Source organism: Novosphingobium sp. BL-S-20, assembly GCF_055521635.1.
On sequence record NZ_CM145493.1, the window covers coordinates 749702 to 772747 of the forward strand.

The 23046-nt window shown below is 65.8% G+C and carries 18 protein-coding genes; 10 read left to right on the plus strand and 8 right to left on the minus strand.

Annotation, left to right across the window (positions count from 1 at the left end; translation table 11 throughout):
- The first annotated feature begins 74 nt into the window (after positions 1 to 74).
- Positions 75 to 3014, plus strand: a complete 2940-nt coding sequence (locus ACZ1II_RS03280; protein ID WP_465144372.1) for a TonB-dependent receptor — start codon at positions 75 to 77, stop codon at positions 3012 to 3014.
- Between the two features lie 85 nt (positions 3015 to 3099).
- Positions 3100 to 4320 carry an SGNH/GDSL hydrolase family protein gene (locus tag ACZ1II_RS03285; protein ID WP_465144373.1) on the plus strand — a complete coding sequence of 407 codons (1221 nt, stop codon included), beginning with the start codon at positions 3100 to 3102 and terminating at the stop codon, positions 4318 to 4320.
- 149 nt (positions 4321 to 4469) lie between these two features.
- On the opposite strand, the gene ACZ1II_RS03290 is transcribed toward ACZ1II_RS03285, so the two are convergent.
- The 3 genes from ACZ1II_RS03290 to ACZ1II_RS03300 form a co-directional block, all read right to left on the minus strand.
- Positions 4470 to 5336, minus strand: coding sequence for a polysaccharide deacetylase family protein (locus ACZ1II_RS03290; RefSeq protein WP_465144374.1), 867 nt, complete (start codon positions 5334 to 5336; stop codon positions 4470 to 4472).
- Positions 5337 to 5349: 13 nt separating this feature from the next.
- Positions 5350 to 6411 carry a glycoside hydrolase family 43 protein gene (locus ACZ1II_RS03295; RefSeq protein WP_465144519.1) on the minus strand — a complete coding sequence of 354 codons (1062 nt, stop codon included), beginning with the start codon at positions 6409 to 6411 and terminating at the stop codon, positions 5350 to 5352.
- A 138-nt stretch (positions 6412 to 6549) separates the two neighbouring features.
- A complete protein-coding gene (locus tag ACZ1II_RS03300) occupies positions 6550 to 7821 on the minus strand; it encodes an MFS transporter (RefSeq protein ID WP_465144375.1) in 1272 nt (423 codons plus the stop codon).
- Positions 7822 to 7925: 104 nt separating this feature from the next.
- Between ACZ1II_RS03300 and ACZ1II_RS03305 the strand changes: the two genes are divergently transcribed.
- Together ACZ1II_RS03305 and ACZ1II_RS03310 are read left to right on the plus strand one after the other, a co-directional pair.
- Positions 7926 to 8834 carry a LysR substrate-binding domain-containing protein gene (locus tag ACZ1II_RS03305; protein ID WP_465144376.1) on the plus strand — a complete coding sequence of 303 codons (909 nt, stop codon included), beginning with the start codon at positions 7926 to 7928 and terminating at the stop codon, positions 8832 to 8834.
- A 54-nt stretch (positions 8835 to 8888) separates the two neighbouring features.
- On the plus strand, positions 8889 to 9098 hold the full coding sequence (locus ACZ1II_RS03310) for a hypothetical protein (protein ID WP_132267633.1): 210 nt from the start codon (positions 8889 to 8891) through the stop codon (positions 9096 to 9098).
- A gap of 151 nt (positions 9099 to 9249) precedes the next feature.
- Here the strand turns inward: ACZ1II_RS03310 and ACZ1II_RS03315 are convergent, their stop codons facing one another.
- Both ACZ1II_RS03315 and ACZ1II_RS03320 read right to left on the minus strand, forming a co-directional pair.
- Positions 9250 to 9432, minus strand: coding sequence for a YbdD/YjiX family protein (locus ACZ1II_RS03315; RefSeq protein ID WP_465144377.1), 183 nt, complete (start codon positions 9430 to 9432; stop codon positions 9250 to 9252).
- Positions 9429 to 11474, minus strand: coding sequence for a carbon starvation CstA family protein (locus tag ACZ1II_RS03320; protein WP_465144378.1), 2046 nt, complete (start codon positions 11472 to 11474; stop codon positions 9429 to 9431). The genes ACZ1II_RS03315 and ACZ1II_RS03320 overlap by 4 nt, the downstream gene beginning before the upstream one ends.
- A gap of 435 nt (positions 11475 to 11909) precedes the next feature.
- Here ACZ1II_RS03320 and ACZ1II_RS03325 point away from each other — a divergent pair, with 435 nt between their 5' ends.
- From ACZ1II_RS03325 to ACZ1II_RS03335, 3 genes are all read left to right on the plus strand, one after another.
- The gene (locus ACZ1II_RS03325) at positions 11910 to 13286 is read left to right on the plus strand and encodes an ATP-grasp domain-containing protein (protein ID WP_465144379.1); all 1377 of its coding nucleotides are present in this window, start codon (positions 11910 to 11912) and stop codon (positions 13284 to 13286) included.
- The gene (locus ACZ1II_RS03330) at positions 13283 to 14071 is read left to right on the plus strand and encodes a sulfite exporter TauE/SafE family protein (protein ID WP_465144380.1); all 789 of its coding nucleotides are present in this window, start codon (positions 13283 to 13285) and stop codon (positions 14069 to 14071) included. The genes ACZ1II_RS03325 and ACZ1II_RS03330 overlap by 4 nt, the downstream gene beginning before the upstream one ends.
- A 264-nt stretch (positions 14072 to 14335) precedes the next feature.
- Complete coding sequence (locus ACZ1II_RS03335; RefSeq protein WP_465144381.1) at positions 14336 to 15022, plus strand: CDP-alcohol phosphatidyltransferase family protein; 687 nt, start codon at positions 14336 to 14338, stop codon at positions 15020 to 15022.
- A 15-nt stretch (positions 15023 to 15037) separates the two neighbouring features.
- Here ACZ1II_RS03335 and ACZ1II_RS03340 read toward each other — a convergent pair whose 3' ends face one another.
- A complete protein-coding gene (locus ACZ1II_RS03340; RefSeq protein ID WP_465144382.1) occupies positions 15038 to 15841 on the minus strand; it encodes a DeoR/GlpR family DNA-binding transcription regulator in 804 nt (267 codons plus the stop codon).
- 33 nt (positions 15842 to 15874) lie between these two features.
- Positions 15875 to 17428 (minus strand): glycerol-3-phosphate dehydrogenase, encoded by a 1554-nt coding sequence (locus tag ACZ1II_RS03345; RefSeq protein ID WP_465144383.1) that lies wholly within the window; start codon positions 17426 to 17428, stop codon positions 15875 to 15877.
- Positions 17429 to 17544: 116 nt separating this feature from the next.
- On the opposite strand from ACZ1II_RS03345, the gene ACZ1II_RS03350 reads away from it, so the two are divergent.
- Positions 17545 to 18396, plus strand: a complete 852-nt coding sequence (locus ACZ1II_RS03350; protein ID WP_465144384.1) for an MIP/aquaporin family protein — start codon at positions 17545 to 17547, stop codon at positions 18394 to 18396.
- Between the two features lie 172 nt (positions 18397 to 18568).
- Positions 18569 to 20059 carry a glycerol kinase GlpK gene (glpK, locus tag ACZ1II_RS03355; protein WP_465144385.1) on the plus strand — a complete coding sequence of 497 codons (1491 nt, stop codon included), beginning with the start codon at positions 18569 to 18571 and terminating at the stop codon, positions 20057 to 20059.
- Between the two features lie 25 nt (positions 20060 to 20084).
- Here glpK and ACZ1II_RS03360 read toward each other — a convergent pair whose 3' ends face one another.
- A complete protein-coding gene (locus ACZ1II_RS03360) occupies positions 20085 to 21722 on the minus strand; it encodes an AMP-binding protein (protein ID WP_465144386.1) in 1638 nt (545 codons plus the stop codon).
- A gap of 142 nt (positions 21723 to 21864) precedes the next feature.
- Here ACZ1II_RS03360 and ACZ1II_RS03365 point away from each other — a divergent pair, with 142 nt between their 5' ends.
- Positions 21865 to 23043, plus strand: coding sequence for an aromatic ring-hydroxylating oxygenase subunit alpha (locus ACZ1II_RS03365; RefSeq protein WP_465144520.1), 1179 nt, complete (start codon positions 21865 to 21867; stop codon positions 23041 to 23043).
- Positions 23044 to 23046: the final 3 nt, after the last annotated feature.

A 23046-nucleotide genomic window follows, 5' to 3' on the forward strand; every position in this document is an offset into this window, starting at 1 on the left:
TAGCGCTATCAGCAGTAGCGCAAGCCGTGATCCACCATGAGGTGGACGCAAAGTTACATGGGAGGGGATATCCAATGCGATCCAACCTTATTTCCGTTCGTGCCGTTCTCCTGAGTGCCGCCGCGCTCCAGGGCTTCGTCGTTCCCGCCGCTTATGCGCAGGAGGCCACGCCTGCACCGTCCGGTACGGAGCAGGCCGCGGCCGACGCAGCCGCACCCGCGCCGCAGGACGAGCCGACGACCGAGGACATCATCGTCACCGGCATCCGCGCCTCGCTGGCCAGCGCGACCAACGCCAAGCGCGACGCCGTGACCTTCGGCGACTCCATCTTCGCCGAGGATATCGGCAAGCTGCCTGCCACCAACCTGGCCGAAACGCTGAACCGCATGCCCGGCGTGCGCCTCAACCGCGACATCAACGGCGAAGGCACCCAGGTCGCCATCCGCGGCCTCGGCCCCAGCTTCACCCGCGTTCTGCTCAACGGCTCGCAGCTTCAGGTGGCGTCGGACGGCGGCACCAACGGCGGCAGCGCCAACCGCGAAGTCGATCTCGACTTCTTCCCTTCGGAACTCTTCACCCGTCTCGACCTTGCCAAGAGTCCGACCGCTTCGACGCTCGAAGGCGGTATCGCCGGTACGGTCAACTTGCGTAACGCCCGTCCCTTCGACAAGGAAGGCACGCATATCACGGCCGTGGCGCAGGGCCAGTACACCGACAGCAACGGCAAGGTCAGCCCGCGCGGCGCGCTCGTCGCCAGCCACACGACCGATACCTTCGGTATCCTCGTCGGCGTGGCCGGGGTGAAGACCAAGACCCGTGTCGACGGTTTCGAGACCGTGGGCTGGGGCGACGGCAACTTGTCCTGCGGCACCGGCTGCACCGATGCGGGCAACAACAACTGGAACTGGGCCTCGGTGGTTCCGGCCAATGCCGGCCACGGCCTCGTCGCTGGTCAGCCGGTCGATGTCGTCGCGACTTCGGGCCTGACGCGCAGCCAGCTCAGCACCGCGCTGCTGCCGCGCCTTGGCCGCAACAGCCTGACCAGCGGCGACCGCTCGCGCATTTCGGCACTGGCCTCGCTCGAATGGCGGCCCAGCGACGAGCTGCACTTCGCCCTCGACGGCATCTGGGCCAAGTCCAAGCGTGACTACAACAAGGTCAACATGAACTGGCAGGTCCGCAACTCGGGTCCCGGTACCGGCGCCCAGGCGACCGGCGGCATGGTTCCGATCGACCTTACCGTCGATGACAACGGCGTCGTCACCAGCGGCACGTTCGCGAACTCGTCGTTCTTCCTCGAAGCCAGCCAGTTCAAGCAGACCACCAAGTTCTGGAACATCAACCCGAGCGTGACCTGGCAGCCTTCCGACACCGTGAAGGTCGAGGCGAGCGCCAACTGGTCGAAGAGCAAGTTCTTCCGCGAGCAGCCGACTTTCGCGTTCCAGACCGCGCCGAACTCGGGCGTCGATGTCTATTACGACAACACCGGCGCTTCGAACCAGCCGCTCATCACCACGAACATCGATCTCAACGACCCGAACCTCGGCTGGCAGTGGTATCGTCAGAACGTGGCGCTGGTCCGTCGCAGCACCGAAACCAAGGGCGCGCATCTCGACACCACGATCGGTGACGATCAGTTCAGCATCAAGGTGGGCGGCGCTTACGACCGCGCCCAGCGCTCGATCCGCGCCTATGACAACAGCCCGGCCTATCAGCTGTCGGTCTGCGGCACCGGCTGCACCGGCGCCACCGGCTCGGTTCCGACGACGGCGATCGCGCAGTACTTGAAGCAGTTCCCGGTCAGCAACTTCGGCCATCTTGCCAGCGGCAGCGTCGGCTACAACGCTTTCGTGGTGCCTGACTTCGATGCGCTGAAGGCCGCCACCAACTACGCCAGCTACCGCGACAACGCGCCGGAAGCACGCGGCGCGGTGACCGGCGGCGCGACCGGCGACATGGACGAGACGGTCTGGGGCGCCTATTTCGAACTGAACGGCGTCACCCAGCTGTTCGGTCGGGACCTGCACATGAATGCGGGCATGCGCTATGCCCACACCCGCCAGGTCGTGATCGGCCCAAGCCAGGTCGGCACCACGATCGTCGATATTACCGCCAAGTCGAACTACGACAACTTCCTGCCCTCGATCAACCTGACCTACGACCTGCTGGACAACGTCAAGCTGCGCGCTTCGGCTTCGCGGACCATGACCCGTCCGGACGCGGGCCAGATCCTGCCGGGCATCACCTTCTCCGACCCCTCGGCGCTGGTGGCGACCGCGGGCAATCCGGACCTGACCCCCTACACCTCGGACAACTACGATATCGGCGGTGAAATCTACACCGGCGGCATCGGTTATGTCGGTCTCTCGGCCTTCGTGAAGAACATCCAGGGCTTCACCGAAACGCAGGTGACCAGCGCCAGCTTCGGTTCGCTGAACATTCCGTTCGACAGCCTGCTTTCGACCCAGCAGGACGCCCTGCGCAACCGCGCTGCGGCTTCCGGCGTCGCGATCAGCGACCTGCCGATCACGGTGAACCGCCCGGTCAACCTGTCCGACCTCAAGATCAAGGGCATCGAGGCAACCTGGGTTCAGCCGCTCGACTTCCTCGTCAAGGGCCTCGGCTTCTCGGCCAACGGCACCTATCTGGACCAGTCGTCGTCTTCGGGCCTCGTCGCCACCGGCGTCTCGAAGTACTCGTACAACCTCCAGGGCTTCTACGAGAACCATGGTCTGTCGGTCAGCCTGAACTACGTCTGGAACGACAAGTCGATTGCAGTGAACGGTCCGCAGAACAACATTCCGGGTGCGGCGCTGCGCTCCGACTCGCGCGGCCAGCTCGACCTTTCGGCCGGTTACCAGCTGCCTTTCCTCGACAATGGCGTGCGCCTGACGCTCGATGTGCTGAACATCACCAACGAGCCGATCCGCACCACCTTCGAATATTCGAATGCGGCCTATTCGGTCTACTATCCGGGCCGTCAGGTGCTGGTGGGCCTGCGCGCCAACTTCTGATTGTTCTTGCAGGGAACTCCTCCTCCCTGAAAACTGCGAGCCGGCGGCCCACGGTCGCCGGCTCATTTCTTTTGAGGGTCATGCGATGCCGCCGAAATTTCGTCCTCTTGCCCTGACTGCCGCGCTGCTGGCGAGCGGATGGGCTGCGCCGTCCTGGGCAGCGGCCTGCCGATGGGTTGCCGCCTGGGGTTCTTCGCAAATGGAGCCGGGCGCCGACAATGCGCTGCCTGCCGAGGCTTTGCGCGACGTGACGCTGCGGCAGATCGTGCGCCCCTCGATCGGCGGCAGCGGGCTGCGGGTGCGTTTTTCCAACGCTTTCGGCCAGACGCCACTGGTGATCGAGGCGGCGACGCTGGCCCGTGCGCTGCAGCCGGACAAGGCCGCAGTGGATGCCGCGTCGATCACCCGCCTGCGCTTTTCCGGCAAGGCCCGCGTGGTGATCCCGCCCGGTGCCGACTGGCTGTCCGATCCCGTCGATCTGCCGGTGAAGGCTTTCGAGGACCTTGCCGTCTCGATCCATCTCCAGGCCGTGCCGCAGCGGCAGACCTCGCATCCCGGATCGCGCGCGACGTCCTACTGGCTGGCGGGCGATCACATCGCCGACAGCGAACTGGCCTCGGCCAAGCCTGTCGATCACTGGTACATGCTCTCCGGTATCGAGGCGCGGGCTTGCGGGGCCGGAGCCGTCGTGGCCTTGGGCGATTCCATCACCGACGGGCGGGGCACGACCACCAACGGCAACGACCGCTGGACCGACGTTCTCGCGCGTCGTCTCGGCGGCAAGCGGGCCGTCATCAACCAGGGGATCGGCGGCAACCGGGTTCTGCTGGACGGTCTCGGCCCCAATGCCTTGGCCCGGCTCGACCGCGACGTGCTGGCGCTGCCCGGTGTCACTCACCTGATCGTGCTCGAAGGGATCAACGACCTCGGCAACCTGACGCGCCTCAAGCCGGTGAGCGCTGAGGAACACGCGGCCATGGTCGAGCAGATCACCGGCGCCTATGCCCAGATCGTCGCCCGCGCTCACGCGCACGGCATCAAGGTCTACGGCGCGACGATCCTGCCCGACATGGGCACCGAATACTACCACCCCGATGCGGCGAACGAGGCGGACCGGCAGGCGGTCAATGCCTGGATACGCAAGCCCGGAAACTTCGATGGGGTGATCGACTTCGACAAGGTCATGCGCGACCCTGCGCGGCCGGACCGGCTGAACCCGGCCTACGACGTGGGCGATGCGCTGCATCCCAATCCGGCCGGTTACAAGACCATGGGCGAGGCGATTCCGCTGGAACTGCTACGATAACCCCAACTCGGTCAGATGATGATCCGGGCTATCCCAACCCGCTCAGGCTGAGCTTGTCGAAGCCCCCTGCGGCGGGGCGCTGTGCTGTGCCTCACATCCTTCGACAAGCTCAGGATGAGCGGGGTGGGTGGGGCGAGGTTATCGGGGTTTCATGCGGGGCAGACCTCGTCGCCCGGTCGCGGCAATTGCGTGGTCCTGAGCAAGGCAGGCGTCGGCCCCGGTTTCGCCGGATTGGTAGCGGCGTAGAACTTATCCCGCTGCGCCTGCTCCAGCGGGATGAAGCGGAACCCCATCTCGCGGTAAAGCGCCAGCAATCGCGGCAGCATCCGCGCGTCGAAGGCGCCGACATGGAGCAGCAGGACGTAAGGCACATCGCGCCCGAACCGTGCCTTTGACGCCGCGCGCGCCGCTTCGGCATCGGCGCGCGCGGCTTCGAGATAGCGGGTTTCCAGATCGGCGATCGCCGCTGTGTTCCCTTGCGCGGCGCAGCGGGCATAGGGCGCGTTCCAGGCCCAGTCGTCGAAGGACAAGCTGACCCCCGCAATGCGATAGCCCCGCTCCGCCAGCGCCTTGCGCACGGTGTCGCGGGTGGCGGGGGCCTTGCCCTCGGCAAGGAACGGATAGCGCAGCAGCGGCTTCATTCCGTAAGGCGCGAGGGCCGTCCGGTTGCGGTCGATCTCGGCCACGAACGCAGCCGCGCCGACTTTGTCGAGATTGAGGTGGTTGTAGCCGTGATTGCCGAGAGCAAATCCGGCTGAGCGCCAATGGTCGAGCACGGTGTCGCGCTCGTCCGGCTGGCCCTTGCCTGCATTCGCGAAGCCGAAGGCAGGCGCGCGGGCATGCTTCAGCGCGGCCGCTATCGAGTCCACGACCGAGACCGGCGTCTCACCCGCCGGATAGGGCGGGTGCGAAGGCAGATCGTCGAACGTCAAGGCGATCTGCGGGGCGGGCGCCGCGAAGGCGGGGAGAGGAAGGGCGGCGAGCAGGGCTGCCGCCAGCAGGCGCAGATGCTTCACCGCCCTTCCTGCCTCAGCGAACGAAGGGATCGATCGTCTTGATCGTGCCGTCTTCGTTGTAGTGCAGTTCGGTGACTTTCACGTTGCGCAGACGGGTCTGGCCGGAAAGCTGGCTGTCGGCATAGAACAGCCACCACTTGCCGTCCTTCTCGACGATCGAGTGATGGGTGGTCCAGCCTTCCACCGGCTCCAGGATGCGGCCCTTGTAGGTGAAGGGACCGTAAGGGGAATCGCCGATGCCATAGGCCAGGTAATGCGTGTCGCCGGTCGAGTAGCTGAAGTAGTACTTGCCCTTGTACTTGTGCATCCACGCGGCTTCGAAGAAGCGGCGGTCATGGTCGCCGCCGAGCAGGAGCTTGCCCTTCTCGTCGACGATCTTCACTTCGCGCGGAGCTTCGGCGAATTCCAGCATGTCGCCGCTCATGCGCGCCACGCGCGGGAGCAGGGCAGGCTTGTCGTCGGCCTGGAGGTCGGTCTTCGAGCCGTTCGGATCGTACTTGCCGCCGGTATTGCGCTGGAGCTGGCCGCCCCAGATGCCGCCGAAGTACATGTAGCTCTGGCCGTCATCGTCGGTGAAGACGGCGGGGTCGATCGAGTAGCTGCCCTTGATCGGCTCGGCCTGCGGCTTGAACGGACCCATCGGGTCCTTCGAGGTGGCGACGCCGATGCGGAAGGCGCCCTGCTTGTCCTTGGCCGGGAAGTAGAGGTAGTACGTGCCGTTCTTGAAGGCGGCGTCGGGCGCCCACATCTGCTTGTCGGCCCAGGGCACCTGCTTCACGTCGAGCGCAACGGGGCCGATGGTGACCTTGCCGCCCACCTTGTCCATCGACAGCACATGATAGTCGCGCATCTCGAAGTGGCTGCCGAGGTCATCCTCGGGCGTAGGGCCGTCGATGTCGTGGCTGGGATAGATGTAGAACTTGCCGTTCCAGACATGGGCGGAAGGGTCGGCGGTGTAGATCTCGCTGACCAGCGGCTGCGAGAGGTACTTCTTGTCCGAAGCTGCTTCCGAGGACGCGGCGTCCGCCGAAGCCGTGGCTTCGGGCGCGCCGCCGGTTCCGTTGCAGGCCGCCATCAGGCCGCAGAAAGCGGTAGCCGCAAGGGCTGCGTAAATTCGCCTCGACACATCTATCTCCCGGTCGGTTTAACCTTCTGTCAGCGAAGATAGCGCTAACATGAGGCGTGGGCAACCGGGATAATCGGCCCTGCCAGTTCAGGCGAATTCCGGAGTGGCTATCGCGCGCTGCTTGCCGATGCCGACCACAAAGACCAAAGCGGCGACCACAGCAAAGGTACCGGCCAGCGCGAAGGCGGGGGTGTAGGTGCCCATCTGCTCGCGGATCACCCCGGCCCCGAAAGCCGCCAGTGCCGCGCCCATCTGGTGCGCTACCAGCACCCAGCCGAACACGATCGGGGCGTCGCGCTCGCCGAAGGACTGGTTGGCCAGCTTCACCGTCGGCGGCACCGTGGCGATCCAGTCGAGACCGTAGAACACCGCGAAGATCGTGAGGCTGACGGTGCCGAAATCGATGAAGGGCAGGGCCAGCAGCGAGAGACCGCGCAGTCCGTAGTAGACGGCCAGCAGCCGGCGCGGGTCGTAGCGGTCGGTCAGCCAGCCCGAGGCCGTCGTGCCGATCAGGTCGAAGAAACCCATCAGCGAGAGCAGCCCGGCGGCGGCGACAGGCGCGATGCCGTGGTCGCCGCAGAAGGCGATCATGTGGGTACCGACCAGCCCGTTGGTGGTGAGGCCGCAGACGAAGAAGCTGCCCGCCAGCAGCCAGAACACCGGGCGGCGGGATGCGCGCACGAGCGCCTCGATTGCCAGCCAAGGCGTCGCCGCCTGCTTCATCGGCGGGGCGGGGGGCATGCCTTCCTTCTCGCCGAAGCGCCGGACGCCGCGCGTCTGCGGATGCTCGGGCACGAAAAGGGCGACCACCGGGATCAGCGCGGCGCAGCCGAGGCTTACGGCGAGGGCCACCGGTCGCCAGGCACCGCCTTCGGACAGCCAGGCGAGGAAAGGCAGGAATACCAGCGCGCCGGTGGCGGTGCTGGCACTGAGCAGGCCCATGACGAGACCCTGCCGCGTCGCGAACCAGCGGTTGACCACCGCCGCGCCCAGTACCGAGGCGACCGCGCCGGAGCCGATGCCGGAGAGCACACCCCAGCTCAGCATGAAGTGCCAGGGCGCGGTCATCCAGCGGCTGGCGAAAGTCGATACGGCCATCAGCGCGAGGCCCGCCAGCATCGTGCGCTTGATGCCGAAGCTCATCATCAGCGCGGCGGCGAAAGGACCGACGAGGCCGTAGAGCAGGATGCCGATGGCGGCGGATAACGAGATCGTCGCCCGGTCCCAGCCGAAATGCAGTTCCAGCGGCAACATCATCACGCCCGGCGCCGATCGCAGCCCGGCCGAGAACAGCAGGGCAAAGAAGGTCACGGCAACGACGATCCACGCGGGATGTGGACGGCGAAGGGCAGGGGGCATGAGCGAAATCCTGGAAGATTGAGCCTGTGAGATAACCGAGAGAGGCCGCCGATCCGAACGAGAAAGATTGGCGCAGGTTGTGAATTCCAGTAACAACTTGCGCCATGTATCGCCCGCCCTCGCTCAATACGCTTCGCGCGCTGGAGGCCGCCGCCCGCCATCGCAGTTTCACGCGCGCGGCGGAGGAACTGGGCGTTACGCACGGCGCGATCAGCCACCGGGTCCGAGAAGTGGAAGAGCGGCTGGGCGAGGCCATGTTCGAGCGGCGGGGCAATTCCATGCAGCCGACCCTCGCCGCGCTGCGAATTCTACCGACCGTGCGCCAGTCGCTCGAACTGATCGCCAGCGTGTTTCCGGCGCCGTCGGGGCCGGGACGTGTCGTGCTCAGGGTGGCGGTGCTGCCCTCCTTCGCCGCGCACTGGCTGGTGCCGCGCCTTGCCGAGTTTCACGAGGCGCACCCCGATATCGCCATCGCGCTCGACCCCCGGCTGGATGTCAGCCCGGTCGGCCCGCAGGGGCTGGACGCGGCGATCCGCTACGGCGCGGGACTGTGGCCGGGACTGGTGGTGGAGCGGCTGATGCAGGACACGCTGTTTCCGGCGTGCTCGCCTGCCTATCGGGAACGCATGGGGCTGGAGAGCGAGGCGGACCTCGCGCGGTGCCGTCTCCTGCGCAATGCCTGGCAGCCGTGGACGCCGTGGTTCCAGCGGGCTGGACTGGCCCTGCTGGAGCCGAGCGACTCGCTGCCCTACGACGATGCCGGACTCCTGCTGGAAGCCACGGCGGCGGGACACGGCGTTGCCCTGGTGCGCAAGGTCATTGCGCGCGATGCGCTGGCGGCTGGACGGCTGGTGCGGTTGTCGGAAATCGAGCATCCGTTCGAGGGCGCCTATCACTTCGTTCGCGATCCCGCTGCCGCGCCTGCCAAGGCCGCGGCGGCGCTGGCTTTCGGGGCGTGGCTCGCAAATCGCCTTCGTGGTGAGTTTACCGAAGCGAAACCGTGGCTATCGTAATTGCCATTGCCGAGGACGCGCCAAGCTGGCACGGGCAGGTCGAGGGCAATGCGAATGACCATCCTGCAAGACATCGAAAAACTCGTCGTCCGGCTCGCTCCGGAGCCGGTCTGTGACGACTGCATCACGCAGAGGCTGGGCCTCAGCGTGCTTCACCATGCCGATGTCCAGACCCGCGAGCTTGTGGGGACCAATGGTTTCGTGCGCAGCAAGGACGAATGCAGCCTCTGCGGCGAGACCAAGCTGGTGATTCGGCGGCATTGAGGCCGCGACCCGTGGATCGAGAAAACAACCCGTCATCCCAGCGAAAGCTGGGACCGTTGTGACCATGATCTGAGTTTTCGTCGGGGCCGATAGCGGTCCCAGCTTTCGCTGGGATGACGACGTTTTGTTTACGACCGTTTTTCCGGCCCCCTCAGCAGCACCGCCCGCCGTTCTTGCCACCATATCGCGCCTCCTGACGGTCCCGGAAGAACGCCTTTCGATCCATGACCGGGTGGTCCGGATGGTGCATGGCCATGTGGCGGAGATAGTCATCGTAGTCCGGCATTCCGACCATCAGCCTCGCCATGCGGCGCAAGGTTGCGATCAGGCTCATGCCGCCACCGGATGCGCCGGAAGCTCGTTCACGGTCGGCACGGCGCTGCGGCGTGAGGCCATGCAGGTGCGGCAGGTGAAGACCATCAGCGAGACCACTACGGCCAGGAACACCGCGACCAGCGCGGCATCGACCCGGTCGTTGAAGACGATCCGCTCCATCTGCTCCAGCGACTTTGCGGGGGCGAGAACTTCTCCCCGTTCCAGCGCGGAGGAGAACTTCGCGCCGTGCGCCAGGAAACCGACGGCGGGATCGGCGGAGAACAGCTTGAGCCAGCCCGCTGAAAGCGTGCAGACCAGCAGCCACGCGGTCGGTAGGAGTGTCACCCAGGCGTAGCGGTCGCGCTTCATGCGGAACAGCACGGCGGTCGCCAGCATCAGGGCGATGGCGGCGAGCATCTGGTTGGAGATGCCGAACACCGGCCAGAGGGTGTTCACTCCGCCCAACGGATCGGTGACGCCCTGATGGAGGAAGAAGCCCCAGGCGGCGACGCAGAGCGCCGTTGCGACGAAGCCGGGAATCTGGCTCTTGCTTTCGTTCAGGCGCGGCGCGGCCAGCGCCATCAGGTCCTGCAACATGAAGCGTCCGGCGCGGGTGCCCGCATCGACGGCGGTGAGGATGAACAGTGCCTCGAACAGGATTGCGAAGTGATACCAGAACGCCTTCATCGCCGGTCCGCCGACGACGTGGGAGAAGATTTCCGCCATGGCCACGGCCAGGGTCGGGGCGCCACCCGCGCGTGAGATGATCGTGTGCTCGCCCACGTCCCGCGCCGTCTGGGCGATGGTCTCGGGCGCGATCGCGAAGCCCATCGCGGTCACTGCGTGGGCGGCGCTGGCGGCGTCGGTGCCGATCAGCGCGGCGGGGCTGTTCATGGTGAAGTACACACCCGGATCGAGGATCGCGGCGCCCACCAGCGCCATGATTGCCACGAAGGCTTCCATCAGCATCGCGCCGTAGCCGATCAGCGGGGCGTCGGTCTCGCTGGCGATCAGCTTGGGCGTGGTGCCGCTGGCGATCAGCGCGTGGAAGCCGGAGACCGCCCCGCAGGCGATGGTGATGAACAGGAAGGGGAACAGCCCGCCCGAGAAGACCGGCCCGCCGCCGCTCGCAAAGGCGGTGAGCGCGGGCATCCGCAGCGGCGGGGCCATGATGACGATGCCGATGGCGAGCGCGGCGATGGCGCCGATCTTGAGGAACGTCGAAAGATAGTCGCGCGGGGCCAGCAGCAGCCAGACCGGCAAGACCGAGGCGACCGCGCCGTAGCCGATCAATATCCAGCACAGCTGCACCGGCGTGAAAGTGAACAGCGGTCCCCAGACCGGCGATTGCGCCACGGGTTGACCGTAGACGATGGCGGCGAGCAGGCCGACCAGCCCGAGGATCGAGACTTCGCCGATCCGGCCCGGCCTGATCCAGCGGGTATAGGCACCCATGACCATCGCCAGCGGCACTGTGGCGGCTACAGTGAACATGCCCCAGGGGCTTTCCGCCAGCGCCTTCACGACGATCAGCGCCAGCACGGCGAGGATGATGACCATGATCATGAAAGCGCCGAACAGGGCGATGGTCCCGGCCATCTGGCCCAATTCCATGCGGATCAGCTCGCCCAGCGAGCGTCCGTCGCGGCGCATCGAGATAAACAGGACCATGAAGTCCTGCACCGCGCCCGCCAGCACGACGCCGCCGATGATCCACAGCGTGCCCGGCAGATAGCCCATCTGCGCGGCGAGCACCGGCCCCACCAGCGGCCCGGCTCCGGCGATCGCCGCGAAGTGGTGGCCGAACAGCACGGTGCGATCGGTCGCCACATAGTCCAGTCCGTCGGCGCGGCGGATGGCCGGAGTGGGCCGCGACGGGTCCAGCTTCATGACATGGCGGGCGATGAACAGCGCGTAATAGCGATAGGCGACGAGGAAGCAGCAGACCGCCGCCACCACGATCCACAGCGCGTTCACGGTCTCTCCGCGCGAAACCGCGACGATGCCGAGCGAAACGGCGCCGACGAGGCCGGTGAGAAGCCATGGCAAGTGGCGGATCATTGTGCTCTCCTTTTCGCGCCGTTACTCGCGCGCCTGTATCTTCGTGCATAAAGCCTTGCGCGAACGAGGGAACCGGGAAAATCCGGGCGCCTGCCGCCTGTTCTACTCACTGACTTCACCGTCGTCCCCGCGAAGGCGGGAATCCCGCTTGTCTTGCGGCAAGGCGATAGGTCGGCAAAAAGAAAGCTGGCCCCCCGCCTTCGCGGGGGCGACGTGAAGGGAGCGAAGGGAGATTTGCGGGGGGACGTGGCATCCGCGGCTACAAGGTAGATTTGTGACAGACGAGCAGGATCATTGGTGGATGCTTGCTGGCATGGCACCAAGGCGTGCTTCGTGCGTTTACGTCTCTAATATGCTTTGTTTTTAACGGATTGACATGTCGCACACGGCAAGGCGGAATGGTCCGTCGCTGTCTACCCTGGGGGATTTGACGCCTTGCGTGGCTGGATACTGTTTCATCGCGAACTCGATCCCGCGAACTCCGAAGTGCCGGAAGTCCTCCGCTTTCAGGAGGCGGCGGGCGTCATGGGCATCGAACTCTCGGTGCTTCATCCACACAAGTTCGACCTCGTGGTCGGCGCCGAGGAAGGCTGGAACACGACCTATCAGGGCCGCCTGGTGGAGCGGCCTGACTTCGTGATCTGTCGGACGGGCGCGGAGACCGACTACTTCACGCTCGCCCTGCTGCGCCACCTGGAGCGGCGCGGCGTGCGGCTGGTCAACGGTCCGGCGACGATCGAACAGGTGGCCGACAAGCTCCACACTTTGCAAAGCCTGAACCGTGCAGGACTACCGGTACCGCGCACGATCCTCGGCACCTTCCCGATGGACGTGGACCTGGTGGAACGCGAACTTGGCTTCCCGGTCATCGTCAAGACGCTGAAGGGGACGCGCGGCGCGGGCGTGCTCAAGTGCGAGGATCGCAGCCAGTTCGAGGATCTGGCAGGACTGCTCGAAAGCGCCGATGCCCAGGCCGATTTCATCCTCCAGCACTATGTGCGGGCCAGCCACGGCCGCGACGTGCGCGTGCTGGTGGTGGGCGGGCGCGTGGTCGCGGCGATGGAGCGGCGTTCGCTGACTGGCGGGTTCAAGTCCAACGTTTCGCTCGGCGGGGTGGGCATCGCCTATAACCCGCCGCCGGAAATGGCGGAACTGGCGGTTCAGGCCGCCGACGTGCTGGAACTCGACGTGACCGGCATCGACATTCTCTTCGACGAGGACGGCTACCGCATCTGCGAGGCGAACTCGGCCCCCGGTTTCCAGGGACTGGAGCGGGCGACCGGCTACGATGTCCCTTCCGCCATTCTCGAATGGGTCGTTTCGACGCAGGAAGAAGCCGCGCCGGTCGTCGCTCCGGCGGCGGAAAGCAATGCCCTGGCGGACCTCGCTTTCGGTGGACGCGCAGGGTTGAGAGCACTCAGCGACCGCAATCCCGATTATCGCCGCTTCGCCAGCGCGGTCGGCGTGCGCATGGTCGGCGCGGGGCTGAGCTGCCTCGCCCATGCCGGGCTTCCTCCCGTGCTGACCGATCGCAAGAGCCGGGTCGGTCGGGGCCTTCGGACCCTGTTCGACGGCCGGGTGAACGCCGATCTTTCCGCGCTCAACGATCAGGAGCAGGAAAGGACGCTGATGATCGTGCTCGTCGCGGCGATCTGGGCGGCAGTGCTGCCCTGGCTGGCGGGTGTGGCGGTGGTGCCCGGCGTCCTGCTTTCGATGATCGCGCTCTGTTTTCCGCTGGTGTTCATGACGACCGCCCCGGCGGGCCGGATTGGGCGCTCGGCCTCTTCGCTGCGTCGGAAGATGGGCGGATGATCGACATGTCCGCGATCCCCTGGGCCGACCTTGCGCCCTTCATCATTGCAGGGTTCCTGGCGCAACTGGTGGACGGTGGCCTCGGCATGGGCTTCGGCGTACTTTCCAACTCGCTGCTGGTCCTGCTCGGCCTGCCGCCCGGTGCCGCCTCGGCTGTTACGCACCGGGTCGAGGGCTTCACCAGCGGCGCCTCGGGCATCGCCCATGCCTTGCAGCGCAATGTCGACTGGCCGCTGTTCGCGCGGCTGGTCATGCCCGGTATCGTTGGCGGGTTGCTCGGCGTCTGGGTGCTGACGAGCGTGAACATGGCGATCCTGCGTCCGGCGGTGCTGGTCTATCTCGCTGCGGTCGGACTCTATCTGATCTGGCGGGGGCCAAGGCGCCCGCAGTCCTATCGCCGCATGAAGCTGGTCGGCCCGCTCGGGCTGATCGCGGGCTTCCTCGATGCCTCGGGCGGAGGCTGGGGGCCGATGGTGACGGGCAACCTCATGGCGCAGGGCATGACCCCGCGCATGGCGATCGGCACCGCCAATGCCGCCGAGTTCTTCGTGACAGTCACCGTGCTTACCGCCTTCATCGGACGGCTGGGCCTGCAATCCTTCACGATCGCGGCCTCGGGCCTGCTGGTGGGCGGTGTGGTCGCCGCGCCATTCGGGGCACTGCTGACGCGGCGCATATCACCCCGGCGCTTGATGGAACTGACCGGAGCGATCCTGGTGGCGCTCAGTCTGGGCGGTCTGGTCTCGCTGATGTTCTCGCCGATCCCACTGTTTTCCCGCCTTTAAATCGGTGAACTGACAGTGCTGCGGGGCGGCTGTACCCGCCCAACTGGCCAATCGGCACATGGTCCGCTATGGAGGCCGGATCGCCGACTGAATTTGCGCGCCGGCGACTGAGAGACCAACGCGCTCCCGCATAAAGGAGCCCACGATGGAACTCTGCAAATCCTTTTCGATTCATTTCCCGCGAGCCGCGCGCGTGGGAAGCGGCTGGCCGTGGCCTGTCCTGATCGACACGCCCCTCAACGCCAGAAATTCCGGACGACCAGCATGAACGCCAAGACCGAAGCCCACCCCGCCCCGCCTACCCGCATCCAGGAAAACCTGTTGGCCCGGCGCGAGCGACAGCTTCTGCAATGGCTCTGTGCGCGGATGCCGCGCTGGGTGACGCCGGACCTGCTGACCGCCACCGGCCTCGTCGGCGCGTTCATGACGTTCGGCGGCTATGCCGCGAGCAACCTCTCGGCTGACTGGCTCTGGCTGGCGATGGCCGGTTATGTGGTGCAGTGGTTCGGCGATTCCATGGATGGCAGCCTCGCTCGCTTCCGCAAGATCGAGCGGCCCTCCTACGGCTATTTCATCGACCATAGCTGCGACGGTCTGACGACGGCACTGATCGTCTGGGGTATCGGCACCAGCCCTTACGTCACCATGGACGTGGCTATGGTGGCGCTGGTCGGTTACCTGCTGCTGTCGATCCACGCTTATCTCGCCGCCCGCGTGCTTGGCGAATTCAAGCTCTCCTACCTTCAGGCGGGACCGACCGAACTGCGCTTCATGCTGATCGGCTTGACCGCGATGATGATGGTCTTGGGCAGCGGGCGCGGCTTGTTTGGCGTGATTTCAGGCTTCGACCTGTTCGTCGGCACGGTCGGAACGATCCTGATGGCGCTCTTCGTGATCCAGACGCTTGTAACCGGCAGGCGTCTGAACATCCTTGCCCAGGAAAATCGCTGACGACGGAACGGCGCCTCAGGCGCCGGGCGGCTGCGTCTCGATCAGGTTGACGCCGTTTCTCTCGCAGGCGCTGCGCAAGTCGGGATCGGTGAGGCGGTCGCAGACGAAGAAGTCGATGGCCTCCATCCCGCAGACCCGAACCGGCGCCGAACGGCCGACTTTCGAGGAATCGGCCACGAGGATCACCTTGCGTGCATTGCGGATGATCGTCTGCGAGACTTCCACTTCGTCGATCGCGAAGTCCAGCAGGCTGCCGTCGCTGTCGAGAGCGGAAATGCCGATCAGGGCATAGTCCACGCGGAAGTTCTCGATGAAGCGCATGGCGAGCGCGCCCACCACGGCGCGGTCGCTGGTGCGCACTTTGCCGCCGACGCTGACGAGATCGAGCGAGGGGTGGCTTGACAGGGTATCGATGACGTTGAGGTTGTTGGAGATCACCATCAGGTTGCGATGATGCGTGAAATTGGCGGCGACGGCTTCGGTGGTCGTGCCGATATTGACGAAGAGCGAGGCGCCGTCCGGGATCAGCGCGGCGGCAGCGGCGCCGATCCGCGCCTTCGCGTCCGAGGCGACGTCGCGGCGCTTGTCGTAGGCGAGATTATCCACGCCCGAAGTGATGAGCGCGCCGCCGTGCACGCGCGAGAGCAGCGATTGCCCGGCCAGCACGTTGAGGTCCTTGCGGATCGTCTGCGGCGTCACGCCGAGGCGCTCGGCAAGATCGTCCACGCTCACGCTGCCCGCGCCGCGCGCGATGGTCAGGATATGGGCGCGGCGCTGGGCCACGATATCGCCATTGGTATCCGCCGTGCTCTCGATCATGGGTCCCCGTCTCGTCGCCTTCCGGGCAGACCCTTAGCGTGCCTCGGCGCCGCGGCCTAGCCAGGCATCGATCGCCTCGGCAGTGCCGGGCGGAACGTGCAGGCCGAGCTTGCTGCGCCGGAACAGGATATCCTCGGAGGTGCGCGCCCATTCCGCTTCGACGAGGTAATCGATCTCGCGGACATGGAGACCGCCGCCGAAGTCCTGTCCGAGGTCGTCCGGGGTACTGGCCTGACCGAGGATTTCAGGCGCGCGGGTGCCATAGGCGCGGGCGAGGCGGCGCAGCAGATCGCGGGGCATCTGCGGATAGCGCGCTATGAGATCGGCGAGGAAGCGCTCGAAGTCGCCGTCCGCGATATCCCCGCCGGGCAGCGCTGCACCGGCGGTCCAGGGCATTGCGACTTGCGGGAAGAGCTGCGCGATATGCTCCATCGCGTGCTCCGCGAGCTTACGGAACGTCGTGATCTTGCCGCCAAAGATCGACAGCATCGGCGCCTGCCGGGCGTCTCTCTTGTCGAAGTCGAGCACGTAGTCGCGCGTCACTGCCGAGGCGTTCGAGGCGTGATCGTCGTAAAGCGGACGGATACCGGCATAGCTCCAGACGATATCCTTGGGGCCGACCTGTCGCTCGAAATAGCGATTGGCGGTTTCGCACAAGTAGTCGATCTCGCCCTGGCTGATCCTGGCCTTGCCGGGGGCTTCGGTCCAGGGTTCGTCGGTCGTGCCGATCAGGGTGAATTCGCGCTCGTAGGGAATCGCGAAGACGATGCGGCGGTCGGGATTCTGCAGCATGAAGGCATGATCGCCCTCATAGAGACGCGGTACGACGATGTGGCTGCCCTTGACGAGGCGCACGCCGCGATCGTCCTTTGCACGACCGATCCGGCGCAGCAGGGCATCGACCCAGGGGCCGGCCGCATTGACCAGCATCCGGGCGCGGACCTGGCGCGGCCCCTGTTCGCCCTCGATCGTGGCGATCCAGCCGCCGTTCTCGCTGATGGCATCGGTCAGGCGGGTGCGGGTCTCGATCCGGGCGCCGCGCGCGGCAGCGTCCATGGCATTGAGCACGACGAGGCGACTGTCCTCCACCCAGCAATCGGAATAGGCGAAGGCCTTTCCTTTCCCTTTCGAATTTTGCGCTTTGAGGCCGTTGCCTCGCGGGTTGCGGTCGAGATCGAACGTTTCCGTGCCGGGCAGCTTCTTGCGGCCGCCGAGGTGGTCATAGAGGAACAGGCCGAGGCGAACCATCCATGCAGGGCGCGGCGAGAGCGACTGCGGCAGGACGAATCGCAGCGGCCAGATGATGTGCGGCGCCATGCCCAGCAGCCGCTCGCGTTCGATCAGGGCTTCGCGGACGAGCCGGAACTCGTAATATTCGAGGTAGCGCAGGCCGCCGTGGATCAGCTTGGTCGAGGAAGAGGAGGTGTGGCTGGCAAGATCGTCCTGCTCGACCAGCAAGACCGAAAGACCGCGCCCGGCGGCATCGCGGGCGATGCCCGCACCGTTCACGCCGCCGCCGACGATCAGGAGATCGTAGGTTTCGTCCTGCGTGCTGGGGGCGGGGGGCGTCATGGCGGTCTCTTTCATCGATGGGATGGTTTTCGTTATCCGAAAATATAACTGCATAAACGAAAATGCAAACGAAACTGTTGACGTTCGTTCGAAAGCGTGTTCAGGAAGTGCTCGCGTCAAGCGAAAGGCTGATGGCGAGAGGATCGAAAGTGACGGAAAACCTGCGGGCGCTGCGCGGCGAACTGATTTCGGAAATGCTGGCGGTGGCCATCATCATCACGATCGGCGATTCGGCCGCGGCGATGATCACACTCTACGACCCCAGTCCTTATGCGCAGGCCTATTGGGGCGTCTGCATCGCCTGGGGGCTTGCTGTGACCATGGCGATCTACGTGACCGGCTCGGTTTCGGGCACCCACGCCAATCCCGCCGTCACGCTTGCGCTCATGCTGTTTCGCGGTTTTCCCAAGCGCAAGGTTCTGCCCTACTGGGGCGCGCAAGTCTTGGGCGGGGTGATCGGCGCGGCGTTGGTGTTGCAACTGTACCATCCGGTGATCGACGCTTATAATGCTGCCCACGGCTTGACCCGTGCCGGCGGCGGCGCGGCGGGCGTGTTCTTCACCCATCCCGGCGAGCACATCACCCCGATCCATGCTTTCTGGGATCAGGTGATCCTGACCGGCATTCTGGTCCTCGGCATCTTCGCGATCACCGACGAGTTCAACGATATCGCCCCGCGCGCCAATTCCGGTGCGCTGATGATCGGCCTGCTGGTCGCGATGATCGGTGCCTCGGGCGGCTATCTGGAGGCCTGGGCTATCAATCCCGCGCGCGATTTCGGGCCGCGTCTCTTCGCATACTTTGCCGGTTGGGATGCCTCGGCGTTCCCCAGCCCCGGCAACTACTGGTGGGTTCCGATCGCCGGGCCGCTTTTGGGCGGCGTGGCGGGAGCCGGTCTCTACCAGATCGCGATCAAGCCCTACCTGCCCTCGGCCCACTCGTCTTCGAGCCGCAAGCCGAAGCAGGACGCTGCGCTTGACTAGGGTGTGTGGGGATTCAGTCCAGGCGGAGCCGAGAATGGTGGACTTTCGTGACCCGGAGCGCAGCGTACTCTAGGTACGTGAGCACCGGAAGCGCGAAAGGCCGCCGTTCGCAGGCCCACATGGGCTGAATCCCCATACGCCCTAAGACGACAAGATATTCTCGGAGAATTTCATGACCCAGCCCCGCCACGTTCTCGCCATCGACCAGGGCACCACTTCGACCCGCGCGATCGTCTTCGACGATGCCGCCCATCCGGTCGCCACCGCGCAGTGCGAGTTCGAGCAGCACTATCCCGATCTCGGCTGGGTCGAGCACGATGCCGAGGATATCTGGCGCGACACCGTGAAAGTGGCGCGCGAGGCGATCGAGCGGAGCGGGCTGGGCGCCGCGGGGATCGCCGGGATCGGCATCACCAACCAGCGCGAGACCGTGGTGGTCTGGGAGCGCGAGAGCGGCAGGCCAATCCACCGGGCGATCGTGTGGCAGGATCGGCGCACCGCGCGGCTCTGCGCGGACCTCAAGGCGGAAGGCGCCGAGCCGGACGTGCGCGCCCGCACCGGTCTGCTGATCGACCCCTATTTCTCGGCCACCAAGCTCGCCTGGATTCTCGACAACGTGGGCGATGCCCGCGCGCGGGCGGAGCGCGGCGAACTGGCGTTCGGCACGATCGACAGCTTCCTGCTCTGGCGCCTGACCGGCGGCAAGGTTCACGCGACGGACGTGACCAATGCCGGCCGCACGCTGCTCTACAACATTCGCGAACAGCGCTGGGACGAGGAACTCTGCCGCCTGTTCCGCGTGCCGATGCAGATGCTGCCCGAAGTCCACGACAATGCCCATATCTTCGGCATGACCGACAAGAACCTGTTCGGCGCGGAAATTCCGCTGGCGGGCGTCGCCGGGGACCAGCAGGCCGCGCTGTTCGGGCAGGCCTGCTTCGAGGCGGGCATGGCCAAGTCGACCTACGGCACCGGCTGCTTCATGTTGCTCAACACCGGATCGGAAGCGCTGGCCTCGGAAAATCGGCTGCTGACGACCCCAGCCTATCGGCTCGGCGGCAAGATGACTTATGCGCTCGAAGGCTCGATCTTCGTGGCGGGCGCGGCGGTGAAATGGCTGCGTGACGGTATCGGTGTCATCACCCATGCCCGTGAGACCAACGACATGGCGACGAAGGTGCCGAACAACCACGGCGTCTACATGGTCCCTGCCTTCGTCGGCCTTGGTGCGCCGCATTGGGACCCCGAGGCGCGCGGGGCGATCTTCGGCCTGACGCTCGGCGCCACCCAGGCGCACCTTGCGCGGGCGGCGCTGGAAGCGGTCTCCTACCAGACCATGGACCTCGCCCGCGCGATGGTCTCCGACGGCGGCGAGGAATTGGCCAAGCTGCGCGTGGACGGCGGCATGGCGGCGAACGACTGGCTCTGTCAGTTCCTGGCCGACATGCTGGAAGCGCCGGTGGAGCGGCCCGTCCATCTCGAAACGACGGCGCTCGGCGCGGCGTTCCATGCCGGGCTCGCGACCGGCGTCTGGCCCGATCTCGCCGCGCTCGCTGCGACCTGGACTCAGGGCAGCCTGTTCACGCCGCAGATGAACGGCGAGACGCGCAGGCAGCTCATCGACGGCTGGCACGATGCGGTGCGGCGCACACTGACCCGTTGACGATCGAGATCATGGGACTTTCGGGTCATTCGATCCCGCTGCGAACCGACAGGATCGCCCGCACATCCTCGCGCAGCAGGTCCTTGCGGACCTTGCCGGAGGCAGTGCGGGGAAAGTCGTTCCGAAATTCGAAGCGTTCCGGGATTTTCTGCCGTGCCAATCCGCTCGCAGCGACATGGGCGGCGAGGTCTTCGCCTGACACAGCCTCTGCCGCGATCACATAGGCGCAGACGCCTTCGCCCAGGCGCGCATGGGGCATGGCGACCACGGCGGCCTCCCGTACCAGCGGATGGGCGTGTAGCACGTCCTCGATTTCCTTGGCGGAGATGTTCTCGCCGCCCCGGATGATGAGGTCCTTCTTGCGGCCGGTTACCGTTATCGCCCCTTCGGCGGAGCGCAGGCCAAGGTCTCCGGTGCGGAAGAAGCCGTCCGCCGTGATCGCCTCGCGCGTCTGGCCTGCGTCGGCATAGCCCAGCAACATGCCCGGCCCGCGTGCGAGAATCTCGCCTTCCCGGCCTTGGGGCAAGTCGCGGTCCTCGCCGTCGACGATCCGCACTTCGTAATCGACCACTTCGCCGTCGGTCACGGCGGCCAGCGCCTCGACGCGCGGCCAGCCGAAAGTCACCAGCGGCACTTCGGATGCGCCGAAGACGCGGAAGGCGCGGCAATGGGCGAAGGCGGCATTGGCGGCGGGGATCAGGTCCGCCGGCACCGCTGCGCCGCCGCAGGCGAAGAAGCGGAACGAGGGCAGCGGATTGCCCGCCGCGCGCGCCGCTGCCGCCAGTTCCACCAGAAAGGGTGTGGCGGCGACAGTGCCGACCAGCGCGTGCCGGTCGATCAGGGCCAGCGCTTCGGCCGCGTTCCAGCTTTCCATCAGCACGGTGCGGGTGCCGCAGACGAAGGGCGCCTCCAGTCCGTTGGCATAGCCCGAGACGTGGGTGACGGGAGAGGGCATCAGCGTCGCCTCGCCGGGGGCAAGGCCCCAGTGCGCGGCGCTTTGACGCAGGATGCGGGCGATGGAAACGTGGCTGTGCAGCACGCCCTTGGGCTTGCCCGTCGTGCCCGAAGTGTAGAGCACCATCTTCACGCCGAGCGGATCGACGGCAGGCCGGGCGAAACGGTTGCCGCGTCCTTCGGCGACCAGCGCGGCATAGTCGTCGTCGCCTTCTCCGCGCACAGTGAAGACATGCCGCAAGTCGGGCAGGTCCGCTGCGATCCGCGCGGCCATCGCGGCATAGTCGAACTTGCGGAAAGTGGCAGGCACGAACAGCGCGGCGGCGCGGCAATCGGCCAGCATCTGCGTCACTTCCCGGTCGCGGTAGATCGGCACGATGGGATTGACGACAAGGCCCGACATTGCGGCGGCCAGATTGATGACCATCGCCTCCCGCCAGTTGGGCACCTGAAAGGCCAGCACGTCGCCGGGCCGCAGCCCGCGGGCATGGAGCGCGGCCGAGAGCGCCTCGGCATCGGCCAGCGCTTCTGCGCGGGTCATGGTGACCTCGCCGTCGATCAGGGCCACGAAATCGGGGGCCGCATCGGTCAGTGCCTCTGCCTGCCGCGCGATCGTGCGTTCGTCCCAAAGGCCGGTCCCGGCATAGGCGGCAAGGTGCGGCGGCGGCGTTTCCAGCCACGCCCAGGGGCTGTTGTTCCTCTCCATCATCGCCGATGACTGCCCTTGCCGAAGGTCGCGGCCAACTGGCCAAAGTGCCAAGCCGCGGAATGCACCTATCACCTTGCGCAGGTTGCCGCCATTGGCCCACGGGCACAGGATCGTCGTCGATAACGATGCGGGAGAGGACCGAGTGGACCGCGTGCAGCAGATTGGCGACGTCGCCGAGATCATGCTCGACTACGTCGAGAACAGGAAGACCTTCCAGACCGAGCGGACATTCAAGGTCCCCACCGCAAGCTATACCGATAGGGATCAATTCAACGCCGAGATGGAGCTGGTGTTCAAGCGCGTGCCGCTGATGCTGGCCTTTACGGCGGAAATGCCCAATCCCGGCGATTACAAGGCGATGGAAGCCGTCGGGCTGCCGGTGCTGATAACGCGGGACAAGCAGGGGCAGGTCCGCGCCTTTCTCAATGTTTGCTCGCATCGCGGCGCGCCGGTTGCCGCCGAGGGACGCGGCAACTGTGCGCGCTTCACCTGCAAGTATCACGCCTGGACTTATGCGACGGACGGCCGACTGCTGGGCATTTCCGAGGCGAGCACCTTCGGTCAGGTCGACAAGGGCGAAATGGGCCTGCGCCAGCTTCCCTGCGAGGAGCGGGCGGGGATGATCTTCGTCTGCCTGACGCCCAATGCGCCGATGGATCTAGACCATCATTTTCGCGGGTTTCTTGAGGATTTCGAGGCGCTGGACTTCGCGGGCTGGACCTATCTCGGCAACCGCACGATCGAGGGGGCCAACTGGAAGATCGCCTTCGACGGCTATCTGGAAGGCTATCACTTCCAGTCGCTCCACCCGGAAACGATCTTCCCGCGCACGCCGTCCAACTGCACGCATTACGAAGGTTTCGGCCCGAACATCCGCATTGGTTTTCCGCAGCACTCGATCGCCGAGCAGTTGAAGGACGTGCCGCGCGCGGAATGGGGGCTCAAGGAGAATTACGGCTACGATTTCGTGCGCATCTTCTTCCCCAACGTCTCGATCTTCATCGCGCCGGAAATCACCCAGGTCGCGCAGTTGTTCCCCGGACCTACGCCCGATCGCAACCGCACCGTGCTGAACTACCTGCGCCGCGACCCCGTCCGCGACGAGGCAGACCGCGAGAAAGCGGAAGCGGCGATGAACTTCTTCCGCGACGTGACCTATCAGGAGGACTACGTCATCGGGCTGGAAATCCAGAAGGGCCTCGAATCCGGGGCGCATGACGAGCTTACTTTCGGCCGAAACGAAAGGGGTAACCAGTATTTCCACGAATGGCTGAACTGGTATTTGCAGGACGACGCCTCGCTGCCCGAACCGCAGATGTAGGGC